Source organism: Aquabacter sp. DMC10 (assembly GCF_056314145.1).
In genome coordinates this window covers 573,252-589,164 of sequence record NZ_JBQUYX010000001.1, presented here as the reverse complement: position 1 = coordinate 589,164, position 15,913 = coordinate 573,252, and the positions used below count along the sequence as shown (strand labels likewise).

General features: G+C 66.5%; 13 protein-coding genes. 6 read left to right on the top strand and 7 right to left on the bottom strand.

Annotation, left to right across the window (positions count from 1 at the left end; translation table 11 throughout):
• Position 1: 1 nt before the first annotated feature.
• Genes ACT54L_RS02710 through ACT54L_RS02695 form a run of 4 tightly spaced genes read right to left on the bottom strand, consistent with a single transcriptional unit; the run spans position 2 to position 4,598 of the window.
• Entirely contained in the window at positions 2-766 is a 765-nt protein-coding gene (locus tag ACT54L_RS02710) for an enoyl-CoA hydratase/isomerase family protein (protein ID WP_476083993.1), read from the bottom strand.
• A 25-nt stretch (positions 767-791) separates the two neighbouring features.
• Positions 792-2,468, bottom strand: coding sequence for a class I adenylate-forming enzyme family protein (locus ACT54L_RS02705; protein ID WP_476083992.1), 1,677 nt, complete (start codon positions 2,466-2,468; stop codon positions 792-794).
• Between the two features lie 46 nt (positions 2,469-2,514).
• Positions 2,515-3,294, bottom strand: coding sequence for an enoyl-CoA hydratase-related protein (locus ACT54L_RS02700; protein ID WP_476083991.1), 780 nt, complete (start codon positions 3,292-3,294; stop codon positions 2,515-2,517).
• A 50-nt stretch (positions 3,295-3,344) separates the two neighbouring features.
• Positions 3,345-4,598 carry a CaiB/BaiF CoA transferase family protein gene (locus tag ACT54L_RS02695; RefSeq protein ID WP_476083990.1) on the bottom strand — a complete coding sequence of 418 codons (1,254 nt, stop codon included), beginning with the start codon at positions 4,596-4,598 and terminating at the stop codon, positions 3,345-3,347.
• 170 nt (positions 4,599-4,768) lie between these two features.
• Between ACT54L_RS02695 and ACT54L_RS02690 the strand changes: the two genes are divergently transcribed.
• Positions 4,769-6,397 (top strand): sigma-54 interaction domain-containing protein, encoded by a 1,629-nt coding sequence (locus ACT54L_RS02690; RefSeq protein WP_476083989.1) that lies wholly within the window; start codon positions 4,769-4,771, stop codon positions 6,395-6,397.
• A gap of 9 nt (positions 6,398-6,406) precedes the next feature.
• Here the strand turns inward: ACT54L_RS02690 and ACT54L_RS02685 are convergent, their stop codons facing one another.
• Positions 6,407-7,675, bottom strand: coding sequence for a ubiquinone biosynthesis hydroxylase (locus ACT54L_RS02685; protein WP_476083988.1), 1,269 nt, complete (start codon positions 7,673-7,675; stop codon positions 6,407-6,409).
• Between the two features lie 180 nt (positions 7,676-7,855).
• On the opposite strand from ACT54L_RS02685, the gene ACT54L_RS02680 reads away from it, so the two are divergent.
• The 3 genes from ACT54L_RS02680 (at position 7,856) to ACT54L_RS02670 (ending at position 10,885) form a co-directional block, all read left to right on the top strand.
• Complete coding sequence (locus ACT54L_RS02680; RefSeq protein WP_476083987.1) at positions 7,856-8,755, top strand: acyl-CoA thioesterase; 900 nt, start codon at positions 7,856-7,858, stop codon at positions 8,753-8,755.
• Positions 8,756-9,027: 272 nt separating this feature from the next.
• The gene (locus ACT54L_RS02675; RefSeq protein WP_209101364.1) at positions 9,028-9,366 is read left to right on the top strand and encodes a P-II family nitrogen regulator; all 339 of its coding nucleotides are present in this window, start codon (positions 9,028-9,030) and stop codon (positions 9,364-9,366) included.
• 28 nt (positions 9,367-9,394) lie between these two features.
• A complete protein-coding gene (locus tag ACT54L_RS02670) occupies positions 9,395-10,885 on the top strand; it encodes an ammonium transporter (protein ID WP_476083986.1) in 1,491 nt (496 codons plus the stop codon).
• Between the two features lie 253 nt (positions 10,886-11,138).
• Here the strand turns inward: ACT54L_RS02670 and ACT54L_RS02665 are convergent, their stop codons facing one another.
• Positions 11,139-12,152: a sulfate ABC transporter substrate-binding protein gene (locus ACT54L_RS02665; protein ID WP_476083985.1), complete on the bottom strand. Its 1,014-nt coding sequence runs from the start codon at positions 12,150-12,152 to the stop codon at positions 11,139-11,141.
• Between the two features lie 502 nt (positions 12,153-12,654).
• On the opposite strand from ACT54L_RS02665, the gene ACT54L_RS02660 reads away from it, so the two are divergent.
• Together ACT54L_RS02660 and ACT54L_RS02655 are read left to right on the top strand one after the other, a co-directional pair.
• Positions 12,655-12,993: a DUF6968 family protein gene (locus tag ACT54L_RS02660; RefSeq protein WP_476083984.1), complete on the top strand. Its 339-nt coding sequence runs from the start codon at positions 12,655-12,657 to the stop codon at positions 12,991-12,993.
• 165 nt (positions 12,994-13,158) lie between these two features.
• Complete coding sequence (locus ACT54L_RS02655; protein ID WP_476083983.1) at positions 13,159-13,497, top strand: DUF6968 family protein; 339 nt, start codon at positions 13,159-13,161, stop codon at positions 13,495-13,497.
• Positions 13,498-13,641: 144 nt separating this feature from the next.
• Here ACT54L_RS02655 and acs read toward each other — a convergent pair whose 3' ends face one another.
• The gene (gene acs, locus ACT54L_RS02650) at positions 13,642-15,594 is read right to left on the bottom strand and encodes an acetate--CoA ligase (protein WP_476083982.1); all 1,953 of its coding nucleotides are present in this window, start codon (positions 15,592-15,594) and stop codon (positions 13,642-13,644) included.
• Between the last annotated feature and the right edge of the window lie 319 nt (positions 15,595-15,913).

Sequence of the window (15,913 nt, the reverse complement as noted above, 5' to 3'; positions counted from 1 at the left end):
GTCAGAGGTCCCGGAAATGGGGCTTGCGCTTCTCGACGAAGGCGGCGAGGCCCTCGGCTGCGTCCTGCGTGCGATAGGCGAGGGTGGAGAGGTCCGCCTCCGTCCGCAGGCCCTCGGCTAGCGGCAGGGTGAGCGCCCGCTGAACGGCAGAACGGGCGAGGGCGAGGGCGGGCAGGCCGTAGCCGGTGAATTCCCCTGCCAGCGCCTTGGCCGCCTCCAGCAGGTCGCCCTCGGCTACGCGGTTGACGAGACCCATGGCGAGGGCCTCCGGCGCCGCGAGAGTACGCCCGGTGAGGATCAGCTCCAGCGCCCGCGCCTCGCCCACCAGGCGCGGCAGGCGCTGGGTGCCGCCATAGCCGGGGATGAGGCCGAGCTTGATCTCGGGAAGCCCCATCTTGGCCTTCGGACCGGCGACGCGGAAGGTGCAAGCCATGGCCAGCTCCAGCCCGCCGCCAAAGGCATAGCCGTTGATGGCGGCGATGGAGGGCACCTTGAGGGTGTCGAGCTTGGCGAAGACGCGCTGGCCCAGCTCCGCCCCCGCCTTCTCCTCCATGAGGGAACGGCCCATCAATTCCTTGATGTCGGCGCCAGCACAGAATGCTTTCTCACCCGCGCCGGTGACGATGAGGGCGCGGATGTCCCACCCGCCCGCCTCGTCCAAGGCGGCGCCGATGGCGCGGATGAGGTCGAAGGAGAGCGCATTCAGCGCCTCCGGGCGATTGAGCGTGAGAACGGCGACATTACCGTCGCGAACAAGATCAAGCATGGGAGGCTTCCGGATCGCTGAGCGGTCAGGCGGGACGGGCGAGGGGCGGCGCGACGAACCGCACCGGCTCAGGCTGAAGGGCGCCCGCGCGCACCAGGTCCACCAAATCGCGCTTGAGCACCTTGCCGCTGGCGGTCATGGGGAAGGCGTCGAGGGCCAGGTAATATTCGGGCATGTCGTATTTGGAGAGACCGGCCGCGAACAGGTGGGCCAGCATGTCCTGTGCCTCCACGCGCCGGCTCTCGCGAGCGATGACGGCGAGGCACACCTTCTCCCCCAGCCGGTCGTCCTGCACCGGAAAGGCCGCGACCTTGAAGGCGTCGGGATGGCGGATGGCCAGGTCCTCGATCTGGGAGGGATAGATGTTGTGCCCGCCGCGGATGATGAGATCCTTCAGCCGGCCGATGATCTCCAGGTTGCCCTGCGCATCGAGCCGCCCCAGATCGCCGCTCATGAACCAGCCATGGGCGTTGAAGGAATTCTCGGTGGCGGTCTGGTTGCCGAAATAGCCGAGCATCAGGCAGGCGCCCCGCCCGCCAATCTCGCCCACCTCGCCGGGGGCGGCTTCCTCGTCCGGCGCCTCGGGGCGCCAGATCTTCACCTCATAGGCGGCGCACGCCTTGCCACAGGTGCGCACCATGGTCTCCACGTCATCGTCCGGCAGGGTATATTGGTGCGAGCCGTTCTCGGTCATGCCGTAGATGTTCTGCGGCGTGACCCCGAAGGCCAGGAACCGCCGCGCCACCTCCATGGGAATGGCGGCGCCCGCCATGTAGAAGGTGGTGACCGCGCCGAGCCGGGTCAGCCCCCGCCGCTGCGCTTCGCCCAGGATGTCGATGGCGTGGGTGGGCACGCCCATCACATAGGTGGCGGCTGTCTCGATGATGCGGTCGAGCGCGCTTGTGCCCTTGGGCAGGTCATTGACCACCAATTCCGCGCCGGCGGCCAGCATCTGCTCGAGCGCCACTGTGCCGATGTGATGGCTTTGCGGGCTGAGCGAATAGATGATCCCCTCCGGCCCCAGCCCCCAGTCGCCCGCCAGCGCCCGGCCATTGGCCAGCAGCGTGTTGTCCGAGTGCATCACGCCCTTGGGCTGGCCGGTGGTGCCGGAGGTGAAGGCGAGATAGACCACCTTGTCCGGGTTGGCCTGCGGCGGGGATAAAGGCTTCGCGCCGTCCGGCCCCGGCAGCGCTGTCGCTCCCTCGGGCAGGGGTGTGCCTTCGGCGCCAAGGGCATAGAGGCGCCGCATGGCGGGTAGAGCGCGGGCCGCGGCGAAGATGTCGGCCCGGTCCCCATCGGCCCCATAGCCCGGCTGGGCGAGGAGCGCTGCGGCAGAGCAGCGCTCCAGGAGGGTCGCGATCTCGCCCACCGTATGGTTCTGGTGCAGCGAGGGCGTGCACACATAGCCGTTCCGCGAACAGGCAAGGAAGGCGACCGTCGCTTCCACCCGATTGGGCAGCCAGACGCCCACTCGGTCGCCCGGCCGCAGGCCCGTCGCCTCCAGATCGCCCGCCACGGCATCCGCCCAATCCACCAGCGTCCGCCAGGTGAGGCGGCGCGTGGCGTCCCGCAGGGCGAAGGCATCGCCGCGGGCCGTCGCATGAGCGGCCGCGCAGCCATAGAGCGTCTCGTCGCGCCACTGGCCGGTGGCGTAGTGGAAGCGCGCGGAAGTCGGGTCGTGCAGGGTCAGGAGCCGCGACATAGGCGGCGGCTCCTTCCCATCGGGAGAGCGGGGTGTCATGGCCGGCTCACTTGCCGAACTTGGAGGCGTCCGGCTTGCGGCGCTCGGCGAAGGAGGCCGCCAGCTCGTGGGATTCCTCGGTGTCCAGATAGCCGCGCAGCAGCAGGTCGTGCGCCATGCGCGCGAGCCCGCCGACGCCGGAATGGCGGGCCGAGAAGGCGGTCTTCAGCGAGGCGAGGGCAAACGCGCCCCGGTCCGCCAAGTGCAACGCCATCTCGCGGGTGGCTTCGGCCAGCTTGTCGTCTGGCACCACCTTGTTGATGAGGCCGTAGGAGAGGGCCTGTTGGGCGGTCAGCTTCTCGTTGAGATACCAGATCTCCTTGGCGCGCCGCTTGCCGACTAGGTCTTCCAGGAACCAGGTGCCGTAGCCGGCATCGAACGAGCCCACCATGGGTCCCACCTGCCGGAAGATGGCGCTTTCCTTGGCGATGGCGAGGTCGCAGACCATCTGCAGCACATTGCCGCCGCCCACCGCGAAGCCATTGATGGAGGCGAGCACCGGCTTCTGGAGGCGCTCGATGGCGTCGTACATTTCCAGGGTCGGCAGCACGCCGGCATAGAGCTGGGTCTTTTCCAGCCCGTCCTTGCGGCCGCCGGTGCAGAAGAACTTGTCGCCCGCGCCGGTGAGCACCAGGACGCGGGTGCGCGTCTCGTTGCGCACCTGCTCGATGCAGTCGCGCACTTCCCGGCACATGGTGGCGTTGAACATGTTGCCGTCCTGGGGACGGTTCAGGGTGAGCGTGCCGACCGGGCCGTCTTCGGAATAAAGGATGGTCTCGTAGGACATGAGAGGGGCTTTCCTTCCGGTGCGTTCTGTTCGTTCGTTATGGGCGGCGCTCAGATGGCGCCCGACGCGCGTAGGGCGTCGATTGCCTGATCGTCATACCCGAGGAGCGTGCGCAGCACCTCCTCATTGTGCTCGCCGAGGCGGGGCGGCGGCGAGAAGCAGCCAGCCGGCTCCCCGTCCATATGGATGCCCAACGCCACCTGCGGCAGGTCCTCTCCCGCGCGGGGGATGCGGTAGAAGGCCGAGCGGGCGCGGAAATGGGCGTCCTCCACCACTTCGTCGAGCCGGTAAATGGGGCCGGCCGGCACCTTGGCCCGGGCGAACAGGTCCAGCCATTCCGCCCGCGGCCGGGTGCGCAGCACGGCCGAGATGCGGGCGACGATTTCATCCCGATGGATGCGGCGGTCCGCATTGGTGGCCACATGCGCGCCTTCCGCGCCGGCCGGGTCGCCCACCGCCTCCCAGAAGCGCTTCCAGATGCCGTCATTGCCGAGGCCTAGCGTGAGGGGCAGGTCGGCGGTCTCGAAGGTCTGGTAGATGGCGATGACGCTGTCCTTGCCGCCGGTGCGGCGCGGCAATTCGCCCGAGCCGAGATAGGGCACGATGCGCGGCGACATGAAGCGGATCATGCTCTGCGTCAGGCTGATGTCGAGGGCGCAGCCCTTTCCGGTAGCAGCGCGCTTGTGAAGCGCGGCAAGCACGGCGAGGGCCGCATCGGCCCCCGCCAGCATGTCGGCGGCCGGCGCGCCCACCTTCTGCGGCTCTGCGTCTGGCGGGCCGGTGAGATCCATCACCCCGCTATAGCCTTCCGCGATCAGGTCGTAGCAGGGCAGGGCGGCATGGGGGCCATCAAGGCCGAAGCCGGTGAGCGAGACATGGATGAGGCCGGGTCGGTTTTCCCGCAGGCGCGTGGCATCCAGGCCGAGCTTCGCCTGGGTCTTGCCGAGCAGGTTGGTGACGACGACGTCGGCCTTGTCGAGCAGGCCCTCCAGCACCGCGCGACCTGCGGCGGTGCCGTAGTCCACTGCCACGCTCTTCTTGTTGCGATTGACCGACAGGTACCAGAGCGATTCCCCGTCGAGGAAGGGAGGCCCCCACTGGCGGGAATCATCCCCCGCCGGGCGCTCCACCTTGATGACGCGGGCGCCGAAGTCGGACAGCAGCATGGTGGCATAGGGACCGGCGATGGAGGAGGTGAGGTCCACCACCGTCACATGGTCGAGAATGCGGAACGCCTCCGCCGCGCGCGCCTCGGGAAGGCTCGCGCTGGGAGAGGAGACATGTGGCACATGGGCAATGTTCATCGTCGGCACCCGTTGGTGCGACGAATACCGCAAGCCCTGTGCCAGAATGCGCAATCCATTGGAAATGCGGGATTTTGTCCAGTGATGGGGCCTGGCAGGTGGGAATAGTGTTTGCGGTGGGGACACTCGCGGGCTAGGGGTGTCTCCAATCAGAACATGTGAGGCCTGGGATGGCGACGGCTCTGGATATTGTCTTCCTTGACGACACCGGTCGCCTTTCCTTCGCCTCTCCCCGTGCCCGCGCCAACGGACTGGCCGATGCCGTGCGTGCCCATGTTCAGAAGGTGGGGCCGGACAAGCGCGTCTCAGCCTTCGCCTTCTCGGGGGCCTCCCATGTGGTGATCCAGGCGCCCGCCGAAGGGGGCGGCACCGCCGTGCTCGTCCATGAGGAAGGCGCAAGCTCGGCCCTGGTAGACTTCGTCCTCTCCGTGGACATCGCCTTCGACATCCTCAACCACTTCCTCACCAACCCCTTCGAGGGCATCACGGTGGTCGATCGGGACGCGGTGTTGCGCTATCTCAGCCCCGTGCACGAGCGCTTCTTCGGCTTTGCCCGCGGCGATGCGTTGGGCCGGCCGGTGCAGGAGGTGATCCAGAATACCCGCCTCCATGTGGTCGCCCGCACCGGTTCGGCCGAGATCGGGCAGGTGCAGGAGATGCAGAACGTTACCCGGGTGGTGAACCGCGTCCCCATCCTGCGCGACGGAAAGCTGGTGGGCGCCATCGGCCGCGTCATGTTCAAGGCGCCGGAGGAGGTGCATGAACTCTCCCGGCAGATTTCCTCGCTGCGGGCCGAGGTGGATTATTACAAGAAGGAACTGGCGGGCCTGCGCCACCGCGCCTTCGGCCTCGATGAGATCGTCGGCGAAAGCGAGGCGATCCGCCGCCTCAAGGACGACATCCGCAAGGTGGCGCCGCTGGACGTGCCCGTCTTCGTCTCCGGCGAAAGCGGCTCTGGCAAGGAATTGGTGGCCCATGCCATCCATAATCTGAGCCGCCGGGTGGAGCGGCCCATGGTCCTGGTCAATTGCGGCGCGCTGCCCGCCACGCTCGTGGAGAGCGAACTGTTCGGCTATGAGGCCGGCGCCTTCACCGGCGCGCGGCGCGAGGGGCGCATCGGCAAGTTCGAGATGGCCGACCGCTCCAGCCTGTTCCTGGACGAGATCGGCGACATGCCCATGGAGACCCAGGTCAAGCTGCTGCGGGTGATCGAGAATGGCATCTTCGAGCGGGTGGGCAGCAACCGCTCCCGCACCACCAACTTCCGGCTCATCAGCGCCACCAACCGCGACCTGCGGCGCATGATCGCGGAGGAGGCGTTTCGCGCAGACCTCTATTTCCGCATTAATGGCGTGACGCTGCAGGTGCCGCCACTGCGCGAGCGGGCCGGCGACATCCCGCTTCTGGTGCGGCACTTCGTGCAGCGGGTGGGCCAGCGCATCGGCTCCAATGTCCGGCGGGTGCACCCTAAGGCGTTGGACATGCTCCAGGGCTTGGCCTGGCCCGGAAATGTGCGCCAGCTCCACCACGAGGTGCAGCGGGCGATGATCTTCGCGGATGGGCCCGAATTGACGCTCGCAAGTTTCCGGCACCTGGAGGGCGAGGAGATGGACCCTGCGCCCCTCTCCGCTCCCGCGACCGGCGCCACTACCATCCGCGAGACCGTGGGCAATGTGGAGCTGGCGCTGATCCGGGAGGCGCTCCAGAAGCACAAGGGCAACAAGAAGCGGGTGGCCGAGGAACTCGGCATCTCCCGCTCCTATCTCTACAAGAAGCTGGCCGAGATGGGCGTGCGCTGAGGGCGCTCCTCAGAGCGCTTCGCCGCGCAGCAGCTTCGGCACGGAGCCCGTGAGCCCCGCCGCATCGCGGATGAACAGGCCCTTCAGGCGCGGCATCCGGTCCACCAGCCCCAGGCCCATGTCGCGCACCAGGCGCAGCGCGTCGGACCGGTTGGAGAAGAGCCGATTGAGCCCGTCCGTCGCCACCCCCATGGCGAGGGTGTCGAAGCGCCGCCAGCGCTGGTAGCGCTCCAGCACGGCGGGGGATGCGAAGTCGAGCCCGGTGCGCGCGGCATCGGTGATGGCTTCGGCGAGGGCCGCCACGTCCCGCAGGCCCATATTCAGCCCCTGGCCGGCGATGGGATGGATGAGATGGGCCGCATCTCCCACCAAGGCGAGCCGCTCGCCGATGAAGCTGCGCGCCATGGCAAAGCCCAGCGGATAGACGCCGGGCTTGGAGATGGGCCGCACGGTGCCGAGGCTGTGGCCGATGCGCTGCTCCAGCTCTTCCTGGAACAGGAAGTCGGGCAAGGCGGCGATGCGCTTGGCATCTTCCGTGCGCTCGGTCCAGACGATCGACGCCCGGTTGCCGCGCATGGGCAGCACCGCGAAGGGTCCCGGCGGCAGGAAATGTTCCTCCGCGCGGCCCTCGTGCGGGCGCTCATGCTCGATGGTGAAGGTGATGGCTGACTGGTCATAGGTCCAGGCCACGTTCTGGATGCCGGCCATGGAGCGCAGGCGCGACTTGGCGCCGTCGCAGGCGACCAGCAACTGGGCGCGGACGGTGGCGCCGGACGCTGTGGTAACGGCAACACCGGCGCGGTCGGTCGCGAAGTTCGCCACCGGCTCCGCCACCAGATGGATGCCGGCCTCTTGCGCGAGATCGGCGAGGCCCTGCTGGAGCACGGCGTTGGAGATCATATGGGCGAAGGGCTCGCCCGGCTCCACGTCGCCGTCGAAGGTGAGGAAGACCGGCCGGGCCACGTCGCGCGTGCGGCTGTCGGTGACCACCATGGAGCGGATGGGCTCGGCCGCATCCGCCACCCGCTGCCACGCGCCGATGACGCTGAGCAGGCGCCGGGCACCCGCTGCAATGGCCGAGGCGCGCATGTCTCCCGCGAAGGAGCGGTTGAGACCGGGGTCGAGAACAGCGATCTCGGCCTCGCGTCCGAGGCCCTCGCGCAGCGCCAGAGCAAGGCTGAGCCCCGCCAGTCCCGCGCCGGCGATCACGATGTCCGCACGGGCGGGAAGGGTGTTCCGTCCGCTCTCGCCCGCAATGCCCGACTGCATCGTTTCCATGACCAGACCTCGTTCTCGTCCACCGGAGGGGTCGCGCCCTGCCGGAACCTCATCGCCGGCGCCGCCTTGGGCGCCCTTCACCTTGACGCAGGCGAACCGGGATGGCTCGTTGCATCGCGAACCGATCCTCAGGCGCCGCTCCGTACCCTTGCCGGAACCGCCTCAACGAGCGACCCCACCATGGACACTCCCGCCACCGATCCCGCCGCCCGCCCGTCCAGCGATGTGGAGACCCTGCTGGGCATCCTTGATCTCGAGCCCCTGGAGATCAACCTGTTCCGGGGTCGCAGCGTCAGTGCGGCGGGCGGCCGTATCTTCGGCGGGCAGGTGATCGCACAATCCTTAATCGCTGCCCAGCGCACCGTCGATCCCGACCGCATCGCCCATTCCCTGCACGCCTATTTTCTCCTGGCGGGCGATCCCACCGTGCCCATCGTGTTCGAGGTGGACCGCATCCGCGATGGACGCAGCTTCACCACCCGGCGCGTGGTCGCCATCCAGCGGGGACGGGCCATTTTCTCCATGTCGGTGTCGTTCCAGGGAGAGGAAAGCGGGTTGATGCACCAGGGTCGCATGCCCGACGTGCCCATGCCCGAGGACCTGCCCTCCGACGATGTCTGGCGGGAGAAACTGATCGCCCGTTTTCCCAATGCCTCCAAGCGGGACTGGATGGCGCTCCGGCCCCTGGAGGTGAAGCCCACCGGCTTCGATGCGCCCTATAGCGGTCATGCAGGGGATACGGCGCGGCCCAGCCTGTGGATCCGCACCCGCGCTCCGTTGCCGCAGGATCTGCCGCTGAACCAGGCGGTGCTGGCCTATGCCTCCGACCTGTCTCTCCTTCAGGCCGCGCTGCTGCCCCATGGCCGCAGCGTGTTCGACCGGGACCTTCAGGTGGCAAGCCTCGACCATGCGCTGTGGTTCCACCGGCCGTTCCGCGCGGACGAATGGCTGCTCTACGTCCAGGAGAGCCCGGCCGCCTTTGGCGCGCGCGGCTTCTGCCGCGGCGAGCTTTACACGCGCGATGGCGTGCTGGTGGCTTCCGCAGCGCAGGAGGGTCTGATGCGCCCCGTTTCGCAATAGCGAAGTGGATTGGCGTTTTGTTGTGCTCATTGCCTAATTTATGGGCTAACATTTGGGCAACGCGGGGGCGATGCCGCGACGGCAGGTCTTCTGGCGAGAAAATAAGCACGCCCCCCGCCTGACTCTACAGGATTGGCACGTTCCTTGATTCAGTCCTGTGCAGGCTAGGTCGCCGTGCGCGGATATTTCCCCGTCCCGCATGGCACAGCCGGGAAGAAAACGCCTTTGGCCGCTTTCTGGCGGGTGGGCATCACGGGGACAGGGACCGATCCATGAAGATCGTCATGGCGATTATCAAGCCATTCAAGCTGGAGGAGGTGCGTGACGCCCTCACCGGTATCGGCGTTCACGGACTGACCGTGACCGAGGTGAAGGGATACGGCCGCCAGAAGGGCCATACCGAGATCTACCGCGGCGCCGAATACGCCGTCAGCTTCCTGCCGAAGCTGAAGATCGAGGTGGCGGTGTCTTCCGATCAGGTGGCCAAGGTCGTGGAAGCGATCTCCGCCGCGGCCAAGACCGGCCAGATCGGCGACGGGAAGATCTTTGTCTTCCAGATCGACCACGCCGTGCGCATTCGCACCGGCGAGACCGACGCCGACGCGCTCTGACCTTCCTCATTTCACGGAGCCCTTTTCCATGTCGCTCAAGACCTGGTCCCGTGTGGGACTGCCAACCCTCCTGACCGCAGCGGCCATTGCCCTGCCGGTGCTGGCGCAGACCGCGACGCCCGGTGCCGATGCCGCTCCCGCCGCTGCCGCGGCCGTACCGCCCATCAACAAGGGCGACACCACCTGGATGCTGGTGTCCTCGCTCCTGGTTCTGATGATGTCGGTCCCGGGCCTCGCCCTGTTCTATGGCGGCCTGGTGCGCGCCAAGAACATGCTGTCGGTGCTGATGCAGGTGTTCTACACCGTCTGCGTCGTGGGCATTATCTGGGTGCTGTACGGCTATTCGCTGGCCTTCACCGGCGGCTCCGATTTCATCGGCGGCTTCTCCAAGGCCTTCCTCCACGGCGTGACCGTCGAGTCGGCCGGTGCGACCTTCTCGGTGGGCGTGGCCATTCCCGAGCTGGTGTTCGTCGCCTTCCAGATGACCTTCGCCATGATTACCCCCGCCCTGATCTTCGGCGCCTTCGCAGAGCGCGTGAAGTTCTCGGCCATCGTGCTGTTCGTGCCGCTCTGGGTCACGTTCATCTATTTTCCTATGGCTCACATGGTGTGGTATTGGGCCGGCCCGGACGCGGTGGATGCTGCCGCCAAGGCTCTGGCCGCCGCAGCTGACGGCGCTGCCAAGACCGCCGCCCAGGAAGCGCTGGACGCCGTCCTCGCTGACGCCGGCTATCTCTACAAGCTCGGCGCCATCGACTTCGCCGGCGGCACCGTGGTGCACATCAATGCCGGTATCGCCGCTCTCGTGGGCTGCATCATCATCGGCAAGCGCACGGGCTACGGCAAGGAAGCCCTCTCGCCCCACTCCCTGACCCTCACCCTGGTCGGCGCCGGCCTGCTGTGGGTCGGCTGGTTCGGCTTCAATGCCGGCTCCAACCTGGAAGCCAACGGCCTGACCGCCCTGGCCATGATGAACACCTTCATCGCCACCTGCGCCGCCGCCCTCTCCTGGATGGTTGTGGAATGGCTGGCCAAGGGTAAGCCTTCCATGCTGGGCGTGGTGTCCGGCGCGGTGGCCGGCCTCGTGGCCGTGACCCCCATGGCGGGCTTCGCCGGCATCATGGGTGCTCTGGTCTCCGGCCTTGTGGTCGGCGTCATCTGCTTCTTCTTCTGCACCACCGTGAAGAACGCCTTCGGCTACGATGACTCGCTCGACGTGTTCGGCGTGCACGGCGTCGGCGGCATCTTCGGCGCCATCGCCACGGGCATCGTGGTGAGCCCGGCGCTCGGCGGCACCGGCATCTACGACTACACCACCGGTGCGGTCGCCGAGTACAGCATGGCCACCCAGGTGCTGGCGCAGATCAAGGGCGTGCTCGTGACCCTCGTCTGGTCGGGTGTCGGCTCCGCCATCATCTTCTTCATCGTCAACGCGGTCGTCGGCCTGCGCGTCTCGGTGGAGAAGGAGCGCGAGGGTCTCGACATCACCGAGCACGGCGAGCGCGCCTATCACAGCTGATGGATCGGGCGGGGCTTTCCGGCTCCGCCCTTTCTCCGGCGCCGGCCCTTTGGGGTCGGCCGCCTCAGGGTTCGCCGGGCTTCCGGCTAAGAGATAAAAGAGGGGAAGACGGAGCCTCGGTCCGCAAGGGCCGGGGCTTCGTCGCATCTGGAGATCCGCCGCTCCAGGGAGGAGGTCTCCAAAACAAAAGGAGCGGCCGCTGGGCCGCCCCTCCTGTGGCTCACACCTTCTGGCGGACGCGCCGCCGGCCGGCTCAGCGGCCGGTAAAAAGCTGGTCCAGCTTGCCGCCGGAGGCGAACTGCTCCGCCTGCACCTTCTCCCAGCCGCCGAACACCGCATCCACCGTCAACAGGCGGATGGCGGGGAACTGGTCCTTGAACTCGGCGGCGACCTTGGGGTCCAGCACGCGATTATAGCCCTTGGCGAGGATGGTCTGGCCTTCCGGCGAATACAGGAATTCCAGGTAGGCGGTGGCCACCGCCCGCGAGCCGCGCTTGTCCACGACCTTGTCCACCACCGCCACGGGGAAATCGCCCTGGAGGCTGACGGAGGGCACCACGGTCTGGAGCTTCTTGTCCTTGTAGAGATCCTGGATCACCCGGGTCTCGGCCTCGAAAGTCACCAGCACGTCGCCGGTCTCGCGCTCCACGAAGGTGGTTGTGGCGGCGCGCCCGCCGGTGTCGAATACCGGCACGTTGGAGAGCAGCTTCTTCACGAAGGCATCGGTCTTGGCCACATCGCCCTTGTTCTGCTCCAGCGCGTAGGCGTAGGCGGCCAGATAGGTATAGCGGGCGTTGCCGGAGGTCTTCGGATTGGGGAAGATGACCTTCACGTCATCCCGCACCAGATCGCTCCAGTCCTTGATGCCCTTGGGGTTGCCCGCCCGCACCAGGAAGGCGGGGAAGGAATAATAGGGCGAGGCATTGTTGGGGAACTTCTTCTTCCAGTCCTTGGCCACGTAGCCGGCCTTGGCCAGCACCTCCACGTCCAACTCCTGGTTGAAGGTCACCACGTCGCCCTCCAGCCCCTCGATGATGGCGCGGGCCTGGCGCGAGGAGCCGGCATGGCTCTGGTTGACGGTGATCTGCTGCCCGGACTTCTGTTTCCACAGCGGCACGAAGCCCTCATTCACCGCGGTGTAGAGCTCACGGGAGATGTCATAGGAGACATTGAGGATGGAGTTCGGCCCCTGCTGCGCGAATGCAAGGCGCGGCATCGCCGCCGAAGCGGCAGCGGTGAGCGCGAGGAAGGTGCGGCGGTTCAGCATGGGCTCTCCAATTACATCTCGTTCATGCGAATTAGCGCATTTCACGGAAAATTAGCATGGGCCTTGACGGAGCGAAACCCTATTTCCGGTATGGCGCGTGCTCTGGGATGAATTGACGAGCAAGGCATGTAGATTGTGAGTGTGCTCGGGAGGGCGGGAATGTGATGCGTTCACTGGGGTGGAAGCGCCTCGCGTGACCCTGAGCAAGCATTGGGAACGGCTGCCTCCCCTGGCGTGGGGGCGGTGTGCCCCTTTGAAACCGATGGGACGCCGCCTCCCTGTCAAAATGCTCCCTGTCATCCATAATGATAGGAATAACATCTCATATGGCAGAGGTCAAGAGGACGGCGCCGCGGCCGGGTGTTTCGAGGTTCGGCTTGTTTGGCCATTATCGGCCTGAGGAGCAAGGCCTATGGGCGGGTTGGCTTTCGCGGTAAGGTTGCTCCACGGGTCGCCCACACGGTTGTGCCGCCTTCTCCGCCATGGACTATGAGGGGCCGTCATGTTGGTGCTGACGCATCGCCTCTATCTGAAGACCCGCAAGGGCGAGCGGGCGTTCGACATCCGCGTTTTTCAGCCGGCGCAGCTCCAGGTTCCTGTCGGCACGGCTTGGTCGTGCCGCTACGAGATCGACTGGCCGGACGGGCCCGTAAAGAGCGAGGGCTTCGGCTTCGACGCCCTTCAGGCGCTCATGTCGGCTTTGAAGATGGTCGGTGCCGAAATCTACTCGACGACATATCACCGCGAAGGAAAGCTTCGCGCCTATGAGACCGAAGAAGGCTACGGCTTCCCGGTCGCCTCATCCTTGCAAGATCTTCTCGTGGGTGTGGACGCCATTTGACGCGACCGTCAAAGGCTGTTGAGGCAGCTTGGGAAGAGATGCGTCGAAGGGGGATACTTGATTGTAAAATTGTTGGTTCTCTCCCTGCCATCAGCAAGAAAGTTTGAGGCTAAGAAAGGGTTTGCAGGGCAGGCCGATTCCACCACTGAACTACTGAGGCTCATCATGTTGGTGCTGACGCATCGCCTCTATCTGAAGACCCGCAAGGGCGAGCGGGCGTTCGACATCCGCGTTTTCCAGCCGGTGCAGCTCCAGGTTCCTGTCGGCACGGCTTGGTCGTGTCGGTATGAGATCGACTGGCCGGACGGACCCGTGAAGAGAGAGGGCGCGGGCGTCGATGCGCTTCAAGCCCTCATGTCAGCTTTGCAAATTATCGCGGCGGACATTTACACCACGACATACCACCGCGAGGGGCGATTGCGCGTCTATGACCACGACAAGGGCTATGGCTTTCCCGTCGTGTCATCCCTGCGTGACCTTGCGGTCGGCATCGACGCCATGTGAGGCAGGCCCATGGGGCGTTCGGCGCCGCCCGTCTCTGGCTTGAAGCTGGTGCGGCCGGCCTGACCCAGACATGCGACCGTCCCCGCCATTCTCTCCGTCTTAACGCCCTGGCGCCAGCCGAAGCCGGCGCCAGGGGATTTCCCATCAGGCGGCGCTGCGCTTGTTCTGGCGGTTGTGGACGAGGTCTTCCACCACGCCAGGGTCGGCCAGGGTGGAAGTGTCGCCGAGATTCTCGAACTGGTCCTCGGCGATCTTGCGCAGGATGCGGCGCATGATCTTGCCCGAGCGGGTCTTGGGCAGGCCGGGGGCGAACTGGATGAGGTCGGGAGAGGCGATGGGGCCGATCTCCTTGCGCACCCAGGCGACCAGTTCCTTGCGCAATTCCTCGGTGGGCTGCTCGCCGGCCATCAAGGTCACATAGGCATAAATGCCCTGGCCCTTGATGTCGTGCGGGAAGCCGACGACCGCTGCCTCGGAGACCTTCGGGTGGGCGACCAGGGCGCTTTCCACCTCGGCGGTGCCCATGCGATGGCCGGAGACGTTGATGACATCGTCCACGCGGCCGGTGATCCAGTAGTAGCCGTCCGCATCGCGCCGGCAGCCGTCGCCGGTGAAATACTTGCCCGGATAGGCCGAGAAATAGGTCTGCTCGAAGCGCTCATGGTCGCCATAGACCGTGCGCATCTGGCCCGGCCAGCTGTCGGCGATGACGAGATTGCCTTCGGTGGCGCCTTCCAGCACCACGCCGGCCGCATCCACCACTTCCGGCTTCACGCCGAAGAAGGGCAAGGTGGCGGAGCCCGGCTTCAGCGCCGTCGCGCCGGGCAGGGGGCTGATGAGGATGCCGCCGGTCTCGGTCTGCCACCAAGTGTCGACGATGGGGCAGCGGTTCTCGCCCACCACGCGGTGATACCATTCCCAGGCTTCCGGGTTGATGGGCTCGCCCACCGAGCCGAGCAGCCGCAGGGAGGCGCGCGAGGTCTTCTTCACCGGCTCCTCGCCCGCCTGCATCAGCGAGCGGATGGCGGTGGGCGCGGTGTAGAAGATGTTCACCTGGTGCTTGTCGATCACCTCCCAGAAGCGGGAGACGGACGGGTAGTTGGGAATGCCCTCGAACATCAGCGTGGTCGCGCCGTTGGCGAGCGGACCGTAGAGAATGTAGGAGTGGCCGGTCACCCAGCCCACGTCCGCCGTGCACCAATAGACGTCGCCCTCGTGATAATCGAAGACGTAATGGTGGGTCATGGAGGCATAGACCAGATAGCCGCCCGTGGTGTGGAGCACACCCTTCGGCTTGCCGGTGGAGCCGGACGTATAGAGGATGAACAGCGGGTCTTCCGCGTTCATGGGTTCGGCCGGGCAGTCGGTGGTCACCAGATCCGCCGCCTCGTGGTACCAGACGTCGCGGCCCGGCTCCATGTTCACCTTGCCGCCGGTGCGGCGCACCACGATCACATGGTCCACCCCGCCGTCCACATGGGCGATGGCCGCGTCCACATTGGCCTTCAGCGGCACCTTGCGGCCGCCGCGCAGGCCTTCATCGGCGGTGATGACGCATTTGGAGCCGCAATCGGCGATACGGCCGGCGAGGCTATCGGGCGAGAAGCCGCCGAACACCACCGAATGGATGGCGCCGAGCCGCGCGCAGGCCAGCATGGCGAAGGCGGCTTCGGGGATCATGGGCAGATAGATGGTGACTCGGTCGCCCTTCTGGACGTCGCGGTTGCGCAGCACGTTGGCGAAGCGATTCACCTCGTCGTGCAGCTCTTGATAGGTGATCTTGCGGCTCTCGGAGGGGTCGTCCCCTTCCCAGATGATCGCCACCTGGTCGGCGCGATGGGGCAGGTGCCGGTCGACGCAATTATAGGCGACGTTGGTGACGCCGTCCTCGAACCATTTGATGGAGACGCTGCCGGGGGTGAAGGAGGTGTTCTTCACCTTGGTGTAGGGCTCGAACCAGTGGATGCGCTTGCCGTGCTCGCCCCAGAACTGGTCGGGGTGCTGGACGGACAGGTTGTAGAGCGCCTGGTACTCGTCCCGGTCCACATAGGAGCGCTGGCTCCAATCGGCGGGGACCTCATAGATCTTGTCGGACATCGGCTTCGTCTCCCCCTTGCAGCGCGCTGCAAGCGCTTCGTGTTTAGCGACGCCTTCGCGGCCGTCATATGACAGCGCCCGTGCGGGTCATCGCTCCTTGCGCCGGATGCGGGGTAGAGGCCCTGGATCCGGGGCGCGGCCTTTGAGGGCCGCGCGAACTTGGCTGGATTATGGGGAGCAGCCTCGACGGCCACAAGGCAGGGACGGGGCAGACTTTGGGCGAAGGCCCGCAGGTCATCTGCCGGTTTTGCGCGTCGTCCCACCCTCTGGCGGTCATGACGCAGCCGCTCGTCCCGCTCCTGGCTGGGAAGCGGCAAGC